This window comes from Pseudomonas sp. SCA2728.1_7, from assembly GCF_018138145.1.
Lineage (GTDB): Bacteria > Pseudomonadota > Gammaproteobacteria > Pseudomonadales > Pseudomonadaceae > Aquipseudomonas > Aquipseudomonas koreensis_A.
The window spans coordinates 3,492,250-3,509,765 of the sequence record NZ_CP073104.1; the positions used below are offsets into that span (position 1 = coordinate 3,492,250).

Genomic DNA, 17,516 nt, shown 5'->3' on the forward strand with positions numbered 1-17,516 from the left:
TCATGCAAGCCGTACAGCGTGAGATTGCTGAACAGCTCAAGGTGCAACCGCCGTTCGCCGACTACAAGGCTCTGCAGGCCGAAGTCGCCCGGCGCATTACCTTTATTCAGGATTGCCTGGTCAATTCCGGGCTCAAAACGCTGGTGCTGGGTATCAGCGGCGGTGTCGATTCGCTGACCGCCGGCCTGCTGGCCCAGCGCGCGATGCGTGAGCTGCGCGACCAGACCGGCGACAACAGCTACAAATTCATCGCCGTGCGCCTGCCGTACGAAACCCAGTTCGATGAACACGACGCTCAGGCTTCGGTGGATTTCATCGCTCCGGACGAGCGACACACCGTCAACATCGGCCCGGCGGTGAAATCGCTGGCCAGTGAAGTCGCGGCGTTTGAAGGCAAGCACGCGGTGTCGGTGGACTTTGTGCTCGGCAACACCAAGGCACGCATGCGCATGGTCGCCCAATACACCATCGCCGGCGCGGCGCACGGCTTGGTGATCGGTACCGATCATGCGGCGGAAGCGGTGATGGGTTTCTTCACCAAGTTCGGCGACGGCGCTTGTGATCTGGCACCGCTCAGTGGTCTGGTGAAGAATCAGGTGCGGGCGATTGCGCGCAGCTTTGGTGCGCCAGAGTCACTGGTCGAGAAAGTGCCAACTGCGGACCTTGAGGATCTGTCGCCGGGCAAACCGGACGAAGCGTCCCATGGTGTGACCTATGCCGAAATCGATGCGTTCCTGCACGGTGAGCCGGTGCGTCAGGAAGCGTTCGACATCATCGTCGCGACCTACAACAAGACCCATCACAAACGCGTGATGCCGTTCGCACCCTGAGCGGGTACAAAACGGCAAAAACTGTCGCAGACGGCGATCCCGGTTTCGAGGATGACAATCGAAGATCGCTGCCTGCGCCAGCTTCGCCGCGGTATCCGCAGACTTGCAATCAGTGCTTCACGCGAGTTTCAGCGGGCGCCGCGTTGACAGTCACGGTGTAGGTCTCAGACTCTGCAGTTGCATCCTTGGCTTTCAGCACATAGGTTGCGTCAGCTGCGAGGACGAACTCGCCACCCCAGATGCCATTCGCCGCCGTAAACGTTTCAATCGGCGTCGTGTTATCACCCTCCAGCAACTCGATCTCGCCGTCTTTTGCCGTGCCGCCGATCGTCAGAGTGGTGTCGTCGGTAGCCCCACCGTCTGCTACGTCGCCTTTCGAATCCTGCAGCGAAGTGATCTCTAACTCGACTTCGGGTTCATCGCTGACAATCACGGTGTGGGTCTCGGATTTTTCGCCGTCTACGTCCTCGGCTTTCAGCACATAGGTTTTACCCGCCGTGAGCTCGATTTCGCCACCCCAAGTGCCATCCGCTGCCGTAAACGTTTCAATCGGCGTCGTGTTATCACCCTCCAGCAATTTGACCTCGCCGTCCTTCGCCGAGCCGCCGATCGTCAATTGGGTGTCGGTGGTCGTCCCACCGCTTGCTACTTCACCTTTCGAGTCCTTCAGCGAAGTGATCTTCACCTCGCCTTCGGAGACCTCGCCGACGGTCACGATATAGAGATTGGACTCCGATCGATCATCCGCTCTGGCTTTCAGCGTATGGATTTTTCCCGCGGCAAGCGTGAGATCGCCGCCCCAACTACGGTCACTGCCCACAAGAAACATAGCAATCGGTTCAGCAGCACCGTTCAAGATCCATATCTGACCTTGCTTCCACAAACCATTGATCTTCAGGGCGGTTTCTTCGGTCGAACCGCCGTTCTCAACATCCCCTGTGGAATCTATCAACGCTCTGATGAAGGGTTTGGTCGCAACCGCATTCAAGGTAAATGGATCGGTGCGCTCCTCCTCATGGGCCAGCCGATATTTGTGCGGTCCATCCGGAAGATCATCTATCAAAAAAGACAGGTCGCCCGCATTGTTTGTCTGGCCGCGGTATTTCGGCACATCATCGATAAGGAGCTGCAGAATGGCGTCGCCAGGCCCGGTGACGGTGAAGTTGGCTCTTGCGGAAAAAATCGCGCCGCCGTCGGGAACGTCCTGCCCACCTGAAAACACGTTAACGATTTTCAGGTCGGCTAAGGTCGAGTTTTTGCTCTTGGCATTCATGTGGAAATCCTCTTTGCAATCGTCTGGAAAGAAGACTCATGTAAGCCCGACTTTGAAGCAGTGGTCTACTGTCAGAAATAACAGGTAGGCGCCTAATTCGGACGAACGGTAGTTTAGCGCCGGACGCAAAAACGCCGCTGGCGATCATCGCGCAGCGGCGTTTCCTGCAATACTTGAACCCGGATTTACTTGAGGGTGACAGTGCCTTTCATCATCGAGATGTGGCCAGGGAACGAGCAGAAGAAGCCGTATTTTTCAGCGGCGTCCAGCTTCGATACGTCAAAGGTCACCGAATCGGTTTCCTTGGCGCCGATGATCTTGGTGTGAGCGATGATGCGCGCGTCACCTTCGGGCAGGTAGTTCTTGTCGATACCGGCGGCCAGGCCAGCGGTAGCGATTGGCTGCATGTCAGCTTCTTTGCTGATCACCAGGTTATGGCCCATGACGTTCTTCGGCAGGTTGCCGGAGTGAGTCAGTTCGATAGTGAAAGTCTTGCAGCTCTTGTCGATTTCGATGGCTTTGGTGCTGAAGGACATCTGATCGGTGGAGTCAACGGTGGTTTTGCACTCGGCAGCCATCAATTGGCTGCTGGCCAGCGCCAGCAGGGATACCGCAACAACTTTGGAAAACATGGTGAATCTCCAAGGCAGGGTTAACAAAAACACGAATGGTGGAAAGACTGCCTGAAATCTTCGCAAGTTCCTATGACTTGAGTCAAAAATTGTATACAACTTTCAGGCTATGACACTCATCGACACAATCTAACGGCCAGATTCTCCGGCCGGCCCTATGATCGGCGCATCTACTGAGACGGAGTGCCTGTCATGTTCTTTAACGGTCTGTTGTGCAGTTTGCTTGCCGCCTACGCCTGTGGCGCCAGCGGTACCTTTGAATCACCGGAACGCGAAGTTTAGGCCTTGGATCACGGCGTGCCAGCCATTACCCTGTGACGGATTGACCCAGGAGGAAGGCATGTCTCTGAAATCCGTATGTGTATTTTGCGGTGCCAATGCGGGCACTGATCCGGCTTACACCGAAGCCGCCATTGCCCTTGGCCGGGCCTTGGCTGAACGTAAACTGACCCTGGTCTATGGCGGTGGTGCTGTGGGCTTGATGGGCATTGTCGCCGATGCCGCGCTGGCCGCTGGCGGTGAAGTGATCGGCATCATCCCGCAGAGCCTGATGGACAAGGAAATCGGCCACAAGAGCCTGACGCGTCTGGAAGTGGTCGATGGCATGCACGCGCGCAAGGCGCGCATGGCTGAACTGAGTGACGCGTTCATCGCCCTGCCCGGTGGTCTCGGCACACTGGAAGAGCTGTTCGAAGTCTGGACCTGGGGCCAGCTCGGTTACCACGGCAAGCCGCTGGGCCTGCTGGAAGTGAATGGTTTCTACAGCAAACTCACCGCTTTTCTTGACCGTATCGTCGGCGAAGGCTTCGTTCGGGCGCCACACCGTGACATGCTGCAAGTGAGCGAATCGCCGCAAACACTGCTCGATGCCCTGGATAACTGGAAGCCGACCGTCACGCCCAAATGGGTCGACCAAAAACCCGGCTAACCACCGGGCACCGATACAGGGCAGAATACGCGCCGCTCAACCTCACCTTCGACCAAGAGGAACGCCCATGGCCAAACCCAATTACTCCTTCGCCAAACGTCAACGAGACCTGGCAAAGGAACAGAAGAAAGAGGAAAAGCTTCAGCGCAAGAAACAAACCGCTGAAGAAGCAGCACTGAACCCTGAGGGTGAAGTGGCACCGGAAGATGATGTTGATGCAACTGAAACACCGAAAGATCAGGCGCCCGACGCCTGAACCCCACCGGGTTTGATGATCGAATCAGACCCTGCGGATTTGTGACGGGGCTGGCGGTTTCACTGCCGGCCCTCACAGCCCTCTCAGAAACACCCCAATTTCCTTGTAGGAGTGAGCCTGCTCGCGATAGCGGTGTGTCAGTTGAAATATTTGCCGCTGACACACCGCTATCGCGAGCAGGCTCACTCCTACAGTTTGATCGGCGTTAATCCAGGGGCATTACGGTAACGCGCACTTCCGGGTCGTGATTGCCGCCGCCAAGGATCACCCCGCGCAACGGTGACACGTCGGAAAAATCCCGCCCCCACGCCAGCGTGATGTGCTCCAGCGCCGGCTGCACATTGTTGGTCGGATCGAAATCCACCCAGCCCAGCACCGGACAAAACACCGACACCCAGGCGTGCGACGCATCGGCGCCGATCAAGCGTGGCTGCCCCGGTGGCGGCTGCGTCAGCAAATAACCACTGATGTAGCGCGCCGCCAAGCCTCGCGAGCGCACGCACGCCAGCATCAAATGCGCAAAGTCCTGACAAACCCCGCGTCGTCGCTCCAGCACCTCCACCAGCGGTGTCGCCACCTGAGTCGCCTCGGCATCGAAAGTGAATTCGCTGAAGATCTTCTGCATCAAGTCCTGCACGCCCAGCAGCAACGGCGTGTCCGGCGGAAAACAACATTGCGAGAATTCGACGAAACTGCGCTTCAGATGCACGTACGGTGACTGAAACCGGTAGCGACAGGCTTCGAGTAATTCAGCGGACAACGGCTGACTGCTGTAACTCAGCGCATCGCGGGTCAGCTCCCACGCGGGTGACTGCTTGAAGTCCAGCGCCGGCCGCGCCAGCACTTCAACGGTGAGTTGTGCATTGACCTGCAATTCGTCATGCGGCCGCTCAAAGGCCAGCCGGGTCAACGGATTACCAAACACATCCAGCTCATCACGGCGTGCTGTCGGGTCCGGACTGATCAGCAATTGCTGATCGGTGCAGCGCTGCCATTCGCATTTTCGCGGCCACAAGTGCGCCAGTTGCTGCGCCAGGGACACCGGGCTGTCGTAGTGGTAACAGGTGTCGTGGAAGATCTGGTATCGAGCATTCATCAGACAGACACCGTGCGTTGGCTGACGTCATCGACATGGGCGAAATGGCGCAGGGCCAGACGATCCGAGACCTGACCGCTGGCATCTGCAATCTCTTGCAGCAGATCCGCCAGACCATTCAGAGCCGCTCGTACGCTGGACTCACCGAACAATGGGTTCTCCAGGCAACCCAGATCAAAACGCGCAAGACGCTCGACCAACTGCGGCAACCCCGCTTCCCGTGGAACACCGAAATCATCATTCAAGCGCTTTAACGTGCGGGTCACCAGTTTCAACTGGAACAACACCGCGTGCGGGTTCTGCTCGTCGAGCAGCAACAGGTCGAGCACTGGAATCAATTGCGCCACGGCCAGATAACGTGAGCGGTAGGTGATGCTGCTGTTGCCCAACTCCAGCAGCCACTCCAGCCCAGCCTGATCGAATGCGCCGGCACCACGCAGAAATGCCGCGAGGCTGCTGCTGAGAAACTGCAGTCGCTCGATGCGCCGGCCAATCATCAGAAACCGCCAGCCTTCGTCGCGAGTCATGTCGTCGAGGGCAAACCCGGACAACGCCGCCAGCGACATCACCAGCCGATTCAGGAAATCCAGCAGCTCGCCGAAGTCGGGTTCGTCGGTGTCCAGGTCCATCGCTTCGCGCTGCAACTCCACCAACGCCTGCCAGTTCTCGCGCGAGAGCTTGCCACGCACCTGCGAGGCCGCCCACTGCAAACGCTGCAGGTTGGAACGCAGACTGAACGACCAATCCTCACCCAGCAGCGCTGCCAACAGGCGCTCAGGAAGTTCACCTTCGTCCGGCAGCAACGTCAGCCGCTCACCGAGGTCGACCGCCGCCTGCAACGCTTGCGGGTCATCACCATCGACATACCGCGCAAGCATGATGCGCAGCAGCCGCGCACTGTCGTCACAGCGCTCACAGTAACGGCCGAACCAGAACAGGTTCTCAACGACTCGCGACGGGAGATAAGGGTCGCGTCGCACCAGATCGTGCACGCCGACGCTTCGCTGACTCTTCCATTGCTCGCCACTGGGCGGGCGATCACCGAGCACCCAAGTGTCCTTGCTGGCGCCGCCGCGCTGCATTGATACCACTTCGGCATCGGCCTCGGCGGCCACCCGGGTCAAACCACCGGGAAGCACGCGATAACCCTCACCACTGGCCACGGCGTACATACGCATGCCGATCGCCCGTGGTTGCAGTTGTCCATTTTCTGCCTGCCAGATCGGCGCGTGGGACAACTGAGCCAATTCTTGCGCCACATAAGCATAAGGGCGTGCCTGCATGCGCTCGGCAAGCACCTGACGCTGTTTTTCACTCAGATCACGGCCGAACACAGGTGCGAAGCTTTGCGAGGGGAACGCCGGTTTGATCAGCAGTTCGGGCAGTTTTTCCAGGGCTTGCGCCAATACCGGCGCCTCACCGCACCACCACGTCGCAATCGACGGCAGGATCAGTTCTTCGCCAAACAGGTATTGATTGATCTTGGGCAGAAACCCAAGCAATCCCGGCGACTCCAGCACGCCACTGCCCAATGCGTTGGCCACCAGCACGCGGCCCTGACGCACCGCCTCAAGCAACCCGGGTACGCCAAGCGCCGAGTCCGTGCGCAGCTCCAGCGGATCGCAGAAATCATCATCGAGCCGGCGCATGATCGCGTGCACCCGACGCAGACCACTGAGGGTTTTCAGATAGACCGTGGCATCGCGCACCGTCAGGTCACCGCCCTCGACCAGCGGGTAACCAAGCTGACGAGCCAGATACAAATGTTCGAAATAACTTTCGTTGAAGCGCCCCGGTGTGAGCAGCACCACCAGCGGCGCCTCATCGTCACTTGGCGCCTGACGCGCGAGGATTTCCTGCAATGCGCGGAAGAAACCCGCCAGATGCTGCACCTTCAGATCGCGGTACAACTCGGGAAAGGCACGGGACACGATGGTGCGGTTTTCCAGGGCATACCCGGCGCCCGATGGCGCTTGTGTGCGATCGGCAGTCACCCACCAGCGCCCGTCCGGCGTACGTGCCAGATCCACGGCGTACAGGTGCAGAAATATCTCTTCCGGCGGCGCGATATGCTGACACGGCCAGAGAAAATTGTTGTGACCAAACACCAGCTCTGCCGGCAACAAACCCTCGCTGATCAGCCGTTGCGGGCCGTACAAGTCCGCCAACACAGCATTAAGCAGGCGCGCACGCTGAGCGATGCCTGCCGACAATTGCTGCCATTCATCGGCGGCTATCACATGCGGCAGCAGATCCAGTTCCCAAGGCCGATCCGCGCCTTTGGGATCGGCATAGACGTTATACGTGACACCGTTTTCCTGAATCTGCCGTGCCAGCAATGCCTGACGCTGCACCAGTTGCGCCGGGGTGCTGCGCTGTAACTGATCGAACAGCCGCCGCCAGTGCGGGCGCACCGCACCACTGCCTTCGAGCAGTTCATGATAAGTGCCCGCCGTAAGCGGGTAGCGGTCTAGCAGGTCAGGCATGGAAAACTCGGCAGACAGCAAGGAACGGTCAGACTAACGCAGGCAGATGACGCGCGGATATACGAAAAATCCGCGTGTCGCGTAGGCCTTAGAAACGTCGCAAATCGATTGTCATCGGTAGCTCGTCACTGATTTCTACATTCGGTACAGGAAGTTTCCCCGGCGTGTGTCCGATGCGGAAGAATCGCGCCATCCGCCGGCTCTCCGCTTCGTTGGCGTTGACTGGCAATGTCTCGTAATTGCGCCCGCCCGGATGGGCGACATGGTACTGACAACCGCCCAGCGACCGCCCCATCCAGGTGTCGAGCAGGTCGAACACCAGCGGCGCGTGCACCGGGATGGTCGGCTGCAAGCAGTTAGCCGGTTGCCACGCGCGATAACGCACCCCGGCGACGAACTCTCCCACGCGTCCGGTCGGATGCAATGGCACGGCGATGCCATTACAGGTCAGCAGATAACGCTGCGGCGGCAAGCCTTTGAGCTTGACCTGCAGGCGCTCCAGCGATGAATCGACGTAACGCACTGTGCCACCTGCCGCGCCCTCCTCACCCAGGACATGCCATGGCTCCAGCGCCTGACGCAATTCGAGCTCGATACCGTTAACGGCGTAATCGCCGACCTTGGGAAAACGAAATTCCTGATGCGCGGCAAACCATTCCGCGCGCAGTGGATAGCCAGCGCTGTTGAGTTCGACGATGACGTCGGCAAAGTCCTGTTCGATAAAGTGTGGCAGCAAGAAACGGTCGTGCAGCTCGGTGCCCCAGCGCGCCAGTTTCGGCGGTGCATAAGGCTCACGCCAGAAACGTGCGACCAGCGCCCGCAGCAATAACTGCTGGGCCAGACTCATCCGCGCATGGGGCGGCATTTCAAACGCGCGCAATTCCAGCAAGCCAAGACGTCCGGTGGCGCCGTCCGGCGAGTACAGTTTGTCGATGCAGAACTCGGCACGGTGCGTATTGCCGGTGACGTCGATCAGCAAATTGCGCAGCAGTCGATCGACTAGCCACGGTGCGCATTCCTCGCCTGGCTCGGGCATCTGCGCGAAGGCGATTTCCAGTTCGTACAGGGCGTCATTGCGCGCCTCATCGACACGCGGCGCCTGAGACGTCGGGCCGATGAACAAGCCGGAAAACAGATACGACAGTGACGGATGGTTATGCCAGTAACTGATCAGGCTGCGCAGCAGATCGGGGCGACGCAGGAACGGTGAGTCGGCCGGCGTCGCACCGCCGAGAACAAAGTGGTTACCGCCACCGGTACCCGTGTGGCGACCATCGATCATGAATTTCTCGGTGGTCAGCCGCGTCTGGCGCGCCTGTTCATATAGAAATTCGGTGCGCTCGACCAACTCGTCCCATGTTGCCGACGGCTGCACGTTGACTTCGATCACGCCCGGATCCGGGGTGATACGGAAATTGCTCAGACGCGGATCGCTCGGTGGCTCGTAGCCTTCCAGCAACACCGGGCAATGCAGTTCTTCGGCGGTGGCCTCGATGGCGGCCACCAGCTCCAGATAATCCTCGACCCGCTCCAGCGGCGGCATGAACAAGTACAAACGCCCTTCGCGTGCCTCAGCGCAGAATGCGGTGCGGGTCAGCCAGTCGGCAGATTCGTCGGTCTTCGGCACGCGTTCGTCAGCCGCTGCCGGTTCGCCTGGACTATTGAGCAGCGCAGTTTGCGGCAACTCGGGGAAATCCTGATTCGGGTCCTGTGGATGAATAAACGGATACTCGGCGGCTTTCACCCACGGCTGCGAACCCAGCGGCAAGCGATAGCCCAGCGGCGAATCTCCCGGCACCAGCCGGCAGTGCTCATCACGCAGATACCAGCGCCCGCTCTGCCACTGATCGCCCTTGGCCGTGCGCGCCAGCGGCAGCACCTGACCAATGACTTTATTCAGGCCCTGACTGAAGACTTTGCGCAGGCGTGCGCGCTCAAGCGGCTCTTCAAGACGCGAATCTTCGGCGCTGACGTTGCTCGGCAATGTTCCCTCGCGCCAGAGGTAATAGAAATTGTCTTCGTAGGCCGGGAACACAAAACGTGTAGGCAACTTCAGGCGCTCAGCGACACTGGCGAGGAAGCGCCCGGCCAATTCGCCAGTGGCGCCGTAATCCTGTTGCTCGTCGGCGATCAAGGCATCGTTGTGCCAGATCGGCACGCCGTCACGACGCCAGTAGCAATTGAGCGACCAGCGCGGCAGTTGCTCGCCGGGATACCATTTGCCCTGACCAAAATGCACCAGGCCTTTCGGTGCGTAGTGTTTGCGCATGCGCTGGAACAGTTCGGCGGAAAGCCTACGTTTATCCGCGCCCAACGCAGCGGTATTCCACTCGGCGCCATCCGGGTCATCGATGGAGACGAAGGTCGGCTCGCCGCCCATGGTCAGGCGTACGTCATCCGCCAGCAGGTCGGCATCGATCTGCCGGCCGAGCGCCTGAATCGCCAGCCACTGCTCATCGGTGTAGGGCTTGGTGACGCGCGGCGCCTCCCAGATCCGTTCCACCGACATTTCGTGGCTGAACTCACATTCGCAGGGCTCGACCAAGCCACTGATCGGCGCCGCCGAGGACGGATCGGGACTACAGGCCAACGGGATATGCCCTTCACCGGCAAACAGCCCGGAAGTCGCATCGAGGCCGATCCAGCCCGCGCCCGGCAGATACACCTCGCACCAGGCGTGCAGGTCGGTGAAATCGACTTCAGTGCCGGACGGGCCGTCGAGGCTCTTCACGTCTGCCGTGAGTTGAATCAGGTAGCCGGAGACAAATCGTGCAGCCAAGCCGAGGTTACGCAGCAACTGCACCAGTAGCCACGCCGAGTCGCGGCAGGAACCCGAGGCATGCTCAAGGGTGTGTTCCGGCGTCTGCACGCCCGGTTCCATGCGGATCAGGTAACCGATGTCTTCGCTCAAGCGCTGGTTGAGCGCCACGAGGAAGTCCACCGCCGGCAGCGGCGTGCGGTCAATTCCGTCCAGATAGGCTTTGAATTTCGGCGTCAGTGGCAGGGTTTCGAGGTACGGCGCCAGCTCCTTGCGCTCATCGGCGGCGTAGGAGAAAGGGATTTTCTCGGCATAGGGTTCGAGGAAGAAGTCGAACGGATTGAACACCGCCATCTCGGCGAGCAGATCGACTTCGATGCGCAATTCTTTGGTTTTCTCGGGGAACACCAATCGGGCGAGGTAGTTGCCCTGCGGGTCTTGCTGCCAGTTGATGAAATGCTGCTCGGGCGAGACTTTCAGCGCATACGACAGAATCCGCGTGCGGCTGTGGGCAGCCGGGCGCAGGCGAACGATCTGCGGGCCGAGTTCGACAGCGCGGTCGTAGCGGTAGTGCGTGACGTGATGCAATGCGACATGAATCGACACGGCGTGCCTCCTGCGAGCCTAAGCGTATTCGAAAGCGCGCAAGACTTATGCCATGCAGAGGCTTGGGCGCTTTCCCGGAATGCTTAGGGCAGTACAGCACCAAAATCGGGCGATGCGGGGAAATGGTTTGGGCTGATTGCACGTAAATGTTGCGAAGAGCCCCTCACCCCAACCCTCTCCCCGAGGGAGAGGGGACTGACCGAGGTGAATGTTAGAGATATGCCGACTTGAAAGTATTGAGTCGAACCCGGATTTTGAAAAGCAAGGAGGTCTGTAGCGAAGAGCCCCTCACCCTAACCCTCTCCCGGAGGGAGAGGGGACTGACCGCGTTGGATGTTCGAGATATGCCGACTTGAAAGTCTTGAGTCGAACCCGGATTTTGGAAAGCAAGGAGATCTGTAGCGAAGAGCCCCTCACCTGATCTGGCTTAATGATTCTGGACACTCCTAAAGGGCGTTAATCTACGCCCAACGAAGAGGTGTGATTTGACCAGACGATATTTTTCCACAGATTTCAAACGGGATGCGGCTTGCCTGGTTTTGGATAAAGACTATTCGGTGAGTGAAGCCTGCGAAGCAATGGGCGTGGGCCCTACAGCTCTGCGTCGCTGGGTTGAGCAACTGCGTGCGGAGCGCAGTGGCAAGACGCCTGAGAAGTCCAAGGCCATGACCGTTGACCAACAACGCATCCAGGAACTGGAAGCAACAATTCGACGGATTGAGCGCGAGAAGGAAATTTTAAAAAAGGCTACAGCTCTCTTGATGTCGGATTCCCTCGATCGGTAAGGCTGGTCGAGGAGTTAAGCGAGCAATATCCAGGATCCGAGTTGTGTGGCGTGTTTGGTATCAACCGCAGCAGTTATTACGAGCGTCTGAAACAGCGGGCGAAAGTGCATGTCGGGCGCGATCGCCTAAAGATCAAGGCTGCCGAATTACATGAGCAAAGTCGCGGCTCAATGGGCGCGCGCAGCCTGTCAAAAGCGCTGTGTAACGAAAAAGAGTCGGTAGGTCGTTACATGGCTCGTAGCCTGATGCGCGAGCTCGGTTTGAAGAGCCAGCAACGGCGCAGGCATCGGTACAAACCCAGCGGTGCGGAGGCGCAATACGCCCCCAATCATTTGGAGCGTAAATTCAAAGTCGAGGCCCCCAATCGAGTGTGGTGTGGCGACGTGACTTACATTTGGGCCGTTACTTACTGGGTTTATCTGGCTGCTGTACTTGATCTGCATGCCCGCCGCATCGTCGGCTGGGCGATGTCCAGAAGTCCGGATTCAGCTCTGACCTGTCGAGCGTTAAAGATGGCTTTCGAGTCGCGAGGACGCCCTGAAAACCTAATGTTCCATTCGGATCAGGGCTGTCATTACAGCAGTAAAGTGTTTCGTGAAACGCTGGCGGACATGCGCATAAAACAAAGCATGAGTCGACGAGGAAACTGCTGGGACAACGCCCCGATGGAGCGTTTCTTTGGCAGTTTGAAATCTGAATGGATACCCAAGGCTGGCTACCGAAACGAAGATGAGGCCAGTACCGATGTATTGCGCTACCTGACCCATTATTACAATCGGATCAGGCTGCACAGTCACAATGGCTACCGAACTCCGGTGGACATGGAGGCCCTGGCGGCATGAAAAAGGGTAAAACCCTATAACCGTGTCCAGTATCGTTTGACCAGATCAACCCTAGCCCTCTCCCGGAGGGAGAGGGGACTGGCCGCGTTGGATGTTGGAGATACGCCGACTTGAAAGTCTCGAGTCGAACTCAAGTTTTGAAAAGCATGGAGATCTGCTCCCTTCCCCCTCGCCCCCATTGGGGGAGAGGGCTGGGGTGAGGGGGATGGATCTTGCAGACGACAAAAATCCATCCCCCGAAAATGCAAAACGCCAACCCGAAGGTTGGCGTTTTTCTTTAGCGCGGCACGACCGGCTTGCGCGTCGGCTTCGGCCCTTTGCCTTTCGCGGCGTCCTTGCGCTCCTTGGCCGCCTGCTGGTTGCGGGCAAACGCCGCTGCCTTGGCCTGTTCACGCTTGTCCCAAGGATTACCACCATCACTGGCACGCGGCGGCAGACCGGTGTGCTGAGTGAGAATCTTGGTGGTCTTCTCTTTGCCTTCCTTCGCCACTTTATGGCTGCCGGCTGGCGTCGAGTTCTTGCGACGGGCGCTCTGATAGCTGTCGGTCGCCGGTTGATGGGTCGGGATCAGTTGATCCTTACCCGGGCCAATCAAATCGCCACGGCCCATGCGGATCAGCGCTTCACGCAGCATCGGCCAGCCTTTCGGGTCGTGATAACGCAAGAACGCCTTGTGCAGACGACGCTGCTCTTCGCTCTTGACGATGGTCACGCCGTCGCTCTTGTAAGTGACCTTGCGCAGCGGGTTCTTGCCCGAGTGGTACATCGCGGTGGCGGTGGCCATCGGCGACGGGTAGAACGCCTGCACCTGGTCGGCGCGGAAGCCGTTACCCTTGAGCCACAGAGCGAGGTTCATCATGTCTTCGTCGGTGGTGCCCGGGTGGGCGGCGATGAAGTACGGAATCAGGTACTGCTCTTTGCCCGCTTCCTTGGTGTACTTCTCGAACATGCGCTTGAACTTGTCATAGCTGCCAATGCCCGGCTTCATCATCTGGTTGAGCGGACCTTCCTCGGTGTGTTCCGGGGCGATCTTCAGGTAACCACCGACGTGGTGGGTCACCAGCTCTTTGACGTACTCCGGCGACTCGACTGCGAGGTCATAACGCAGGCCGGAGGCGATCAGGATTTTCTTCACACCCGGCAAGGCACGAGCGCTGCGGTACAGCTGAATCAGCGACGAGTGGTCGGTATTCAGGTTCGGGCAGATGCCCGGGAACACGCAGGACGGCTTGCGGCACGCGGATTCGATTTCCGGGGTTTTGCAGGCGATGCGGTACATGTTCGCGGTCGGGCCGCCGAGGTCGGAAATGACGCCGGTGAAACCAGGAACCTTGTCGCGGATCTCTTCGATTTCGCGAATGATCGACTCTTCGGAACGGTTCTGGATGATCCGGCCTTCGTGCTCGGTGATCGAGCAGAAGGTGCAGCCACCGAAGCAGCCACGCATGATGTTCACCGAGAAACGGATCATGTCGTAGGCCGGGATCTTCTCCTTGCCGTACGCCGGGTGCGGAACACGCGCGTACGGCATGCCGAACACGTAGTCCATTTCTTCGGTGGTCATCGGAATCGGCGGCGGGTTGAACCAGACGTCGACTTCGCCGTGCTTCTGCACCAGCGCGCGGGCGTTGCCCGGGTTGGTTTCCAGGTGCAGCACGCGGTTGGCGTGGGCATACAGAACCGCATCGCCACGGACCTTTTCAACCGACGGCAGACGAATCACGGTCTTGTCGCGGGTCATGCGCGGGCTGGCCAGGATCTGCACGACCTTGGCTTCCTGCGGATCCTCGACCGGACCCTTTTCCTGCTCGATGGCGCAGGCCTGGGTGTCCTGAGTGTTCACGTACGGGTTGATGATCTTGTCGACCTTGCCCGGACGGTCGATACGCGTCGAGTCGACTTCGTACCAGTCTTTCGGCGTATCGCGACGAATGAACGCGGTGCCGCGCACGTCGGTGATGTCTTCGATCTTGTGCCCGTAGGACAGACGCTGAGCAACTTCGACAATCGCGCGCTCGGCGTTGCCGTACAGCAAAATGTCGGCGCTGGCGTCGATCAGGATCGAGTTACGCACGCGATCCTGCCAATAGTCGTAGTGGGCGATGCGGCGCAGGGAAGCTTCGATGCCGCCGAGGACGATCGGCACGTGCTTGTAGGCTTCCTTGCAGCGCTGGCTGTAGACCAGACTTGCGCGGTCCGGACGCTTGCCGGCCATACCGCCTGGCGTGTAAGCGTCATCGGAACGGATTTTCTTGTCCGCGGTGTAGCGGTTGATCATCGAGTCCATGTTGCCCGCTGCAACGCCGAAGAACAGGTTCGGCTCGCCGAGCTTCATGAAGTCGTCTTTGGACTGCCAGTTCGGCTGCGCGATGATCCCGACGCGGAAGCCTTGCGACTCCAGCAGCCGGCCGATGATCGCCATGCCGAACGACGGGTGATCGACGTAGGCATCACCGGTAACAATGATGATGTCGCAGGAATCCCAGCCAAGCTGATCCATCTCCTCCCTGCTCATCGGCAGGAATGGCGCTGGCCCGAAACATTCGGCCCAATATTTTGGATAGTCAAATAACGGCTTGGCTGCTTGCATGTCGACGACCGGTGTTGAAGTGAAAAATCGCGGGCGCGGAATATAGCACAAATTTTGACCAATTCCGACGGCAATGGTCGGTTTCTCTCACAGCCGTCGCGGTACGTGACTTACCCGATAACCGGACACGAAAATCACCATTCAAATCACATACTCATCGGCCAGTGCTGAAGCTGGCTGATGTGACAACCCTTCAAGGATGAAGAAATGTCACCAAAATTGCCTGCCAAAGGCCCGCTTACCAGCAACACCACCACACGAGCCACGCAGTCGCCCCCCCCTAATCCGCGGGCGCCCCACAACCAGCAACCCGTGCTCGCCAGTTCATCTACCAGCAGCTCTGGAGAAACATCGGGCAACCCGGTCAGACCCGATTTGCAGCCTCGCGTAACAGTCAGCCGGTCAGCGTCCGGGGCGGCCATGGTGTCGTCACCTGCGCGACGACCGCTGGAGGATTACTGGATTCCCGCCGACATCCGCCTGCCTGCTGCCGACACGCAGGGTTTTCGCATCCTCAAGGGACGCCGTTACGTCGATGTGCCGGACGGTCACTGCGTCCTGGTGGCGATCGATCCGAAAATGGGCCTCTATCGAGCCACGCGGGCGAGTGAGCGAAATCCTTCCGGCCCGCTGCTGCAGCTTGACCCGCAGAGCAAACTCTGGAGGCCGCTGGAGGGCATGCCGTCGATTCGCTCTATCACTGACCTGAACGGAGGGCTGGATGGCCATAAGAAAATGATGGATGAGTCTGCCGCTCTCGCCAGAGAACTGCACAGCGTCTGGTTCGAATCGAAGGGTCAAGAGGGCGAACGAACTGCAATCGTCAAATATGAGCTTCAGTACCACAGACATCTGGCCGCTGTGGACAAATGCTTCGATTTCTACCTCAAGGAACAGGTCTCACTGCTGATCTACAAAGGCATCAGCGTTTACGAGGCAGAACTGTTCAAGATTCAACTAAAGCGATTCGAAGTTCTTTGCCGAATCATGCAGGCCAGTGATCGGCGCAAACTGATCGAAACGCAGCCCGGGACGGCGGTCACTCTCGAACAACATCGTTCGAACGCCGGTTACTTGAAGAGCAAACTGGCGCTTTTACGCAAGCGCCAAATCATTGCCGAGGAACTACTGCAGAAATCGCAATACAACCAAAACGATTTTTCCGAGTGGGGTTACGACCCTATGGAAATACACAAAGACACTGCCGACTGGCTGCATTCAAAGTGTCAGGTGCTGGCCGCCGAACAGGGTAGTCGCATGCCGGTATTCCTTTCATTGCCGTTTTCAGAACTGACGCGCGCCTTTCTCGATGTCGACGCTATCCCGCAGGAGGCCCGCATTCCTGTATTGAGCGATCTGCTGGAACAATGCACCTCGATCAGGAATTCATTTGAGTACCTTGAGTTCCCTTCCGCCCACATCACGTCCCGGCAAGAGATCATCGACGCCATCAGGTCATTCGAGAGTACGCTGGAAGATCGGCTGGCCCTCTATCACCGTGATCTGGAAAGCCTTCCATTACTACCCTCGTCCGATCAGTCCATCGACTTCGACTTCATACCGGCTCAACGTGCAAACCAACCGGCATCCATGCCGACAAGGATGTTCCGCAGCAAACAGAACGGCGTTCACAAGATCCGCCTCGGCCAACCGCGACGAGGTGCCGCTGACGAGGAACTGATGGATGTCATGCACCCACACCAACCCGACGAGATCCTGCAGACGTATGAACGGCGCGAGGGAGAGTGGCACCGCCGTGTAGCGCCCCTGGAAGAAAGCCTGTCGAAGCTGACCACCGGAGCCGAGCAGCACTTGGCAATGTCCGATCAGTACTTGCGCGCGGCCTGGCAACAAGAGGCGGCAAAACACAATGCATCAGGCATTGTGGATGAATTGGTCAGCAAAGCCATCGTGCTCGATGACCTCATTCCACAGATAGAAAAAGCGCCAAACCCTTCTGACATCAATGTTGAACCTGTCGTGCAGCGACTCAGGCAAGACAGCCAGCGATTGCGCAACGAAGCCGAAGCAATCCGCATCCGGCTGTTCAAGGACAAAAGCTACCTGAGCGCCGACCGGGTGGTGCACCTGATCAGCCTCGACGAGCTGCGCGTCAAACGCAACAAAAGCCGGCAGCCGCTGGGCAAGGGCGCGAACAAAGAGTTTCTGGACACCTACCTGCTCAGCGACAAGCATACGGGTGAGGGATTATGGGAGGCCCATTTTCACTATCCGAAAACTGGCTCTTCGGCACTGGAGTTCAAAGACCGCGGCGGTCATCTGAAAACGCTTGATCAAGCCCGCGCAGGTGTCTCGTCCCAACGCCGGGATGAACAGGCCGGGCGTCCGCATGTCGCCATCTGGAGACTGACCCTCGATCGCAAGACAGCGCAGAAAATCTTCGACCTGGCGTCGTGAAACCCTGGCTGAACAG

The 17,516-nt window shown here is 58.7% G+C and carries 11 protein-coding genes; 5 read left to right on the top strand and 6 right to left on the bottom strand.

Annotated elements, in window-relative coordinates:
• The first annotated feature begins 2 nt into the window (after window positions 1-2).
• Window positions 3-830 (top strand): ammonia-dependent NAD(+) synthetase, encoded by an 828-nt coding sequence (gene nadE / locus KBP52_RS15660; RefSeq protein WP_212620505.1) that lies wholly within the window; start codon window positions 3-5, stop codon window positions 828-830.
• 109 nt (window positions 831-939) lie between these two features.
• Here nadE and KBP52_RS15665 read toward each other — a convergent pair whose 3' ends face one another.
• Together KBP52_RS15665 and azu are read right to left on the bottom strand one after the other, a co-directional pair.
• A complete protein-coding gene (locus tag KBP52_RS15665; protein WP_212620506.1) occupies window positions 940-2,103 on the bottom strand; it encodes a hypothetical protein in 1,164 nt (387 codons plus the stop codon).
• A 185-nt stretch (window positions 2,104-2,288) separates the two neighbouring features.
• The gene (gene azu, locus KBP52_RS15670) at window positions 2,289-2,735 is read right to left on the bottom strand and encodes an azurin (RefSeq protein ID WP_077570662.1); all 447 of its coding nucleotides are present in this window, start codon (window positions 2,733-2,735) and stop codon (window positions 2,289-2,291) included.
• A gap of 340 nt (window positions 2,736-3,075) precedes the next feature.
• On the opposite strand from azu, the gene KBP52_RS15675 reads away from it, so the two are divergent.
• Together KBP52_RS15675 and KBP52_RS15680 are read left to right on the top strand one after the other, a co-directional pair.
• Window positions 3,076-3,663, top strand: coding sequence for a TIGR00730 family Rossman fold protein (locus KBP52_RS15675; RefSeq protein WP_212620507.1), 588 nt, complete (start codon window positions 3,076-3,078; stop codon window positions 3,661-3,663).
• Window positions 3,664-3,730: 67 nt separating this feature from the next.
• Window positions 3,731-3,919, top strand: a complete 189-nt coding sequence (locus tag KBP52_RS15680) for a hypothetical protein (RefSeq protein WP_077570658.1) — start codon at window positions 3,731-3,733, stop codon at window positions 3,917-3,919.
• Between the two features lie 205 nt (window positions 3,920-4,124).
• Here KBP52_RS15680 and KBP52_RS15685 read toward each other — a convergent pair whose 3' ends face one another.
• From KBP52_RS15685 to KBP52_RS15695, 3 genes are all read right to left on the bottom strand, one after another.
• A complete protein-coding gene (locus KBP52_RS15685; RefSeq protein WP_212620508.1) occupies window positions 4,125-5,015 on the bottom strand; it encodes a transglutaminase family protein in 891 nt (296 codons plus the stop codon).
• Window positions 5,015-7,501, bottom strand: coding sequence for a circularly permuted type 2 ATP-grasp protein (locus KBP52_RS15690; protein ID WP_212620509.1), 2,487 nt, complete (start codon window positions 7,499-7,501; stop codon window positions 5,015-5,017). Before KBP52_RS15690 ends, KBP52_RS15685 begins: the two co-directional genes overlap by 1 nt.
• Before the next feature lie 88 nt (window positions 7,502-7,589).
• A complete protein-coding gene (locus KBP52_RS15695) occupies window positions 7,590-10,865 on the bottom strand; it encodes a transglutaminase family protein (protein WP_212620510.1) in 3,276 nt (1,091 codons plus the stop codon).
• A gap of 485 nt (window positions 10,866-11,350) precedes the next feature.
• Between KBP52_RS15695 and KBP52_RS15700 the strand changes: the two genes are divergently transcribed.
• Window positions 11,351-12,492 (top strand): IS3 family transposase gene (locus tag KBP52_RS15700; protein ID WP_212620511.1). Its coding sequence is split into 2 segments (ribosomal slippage): window positions 11,351-11,603 and window positions 11,603-12,492, totalling 1,143 coding nucleotides; the frame shifts between segments, so codons are not numbered across the junction.
• Between the two features lie 277 nt (window positions 12,493-12,769).
• On the opposite strand, the gene KBP52_RS15705 is transcribed toward KBP52_RS15700, so the two are convergent.
• Window positions 12,770-15,082: a YgiQ family radical SAM protein gene (locus KBP52_RS15705; protein ID WP_064388640.1), complete on the bottom strand. Its 2,313-nt coding sequence runs from the start codon at window positions 15,080-15,082 to the stop codon at window positions 12,770-12,772.
• 207 nt (window positions 15,083-15,289) lie between these two features.
• Here KBP52_RS15705 and KBP52_RS15710 point away from each other — a divergent pair, with 207 nt between their 5' ends.
• Complete coding sequence (locus KBP52_RS15710; RefSeq protein WP_212620512.1) at window positions 15,290-17,500, top strand: hypothetical protein; 2,211 nt, start codon at window positions 15,290-15,292, stop codon at window positions 17,498-17,500.
• The last annotated feature ends 16 nt before the right edge of the window (window positions 17,501-17,516 follow it).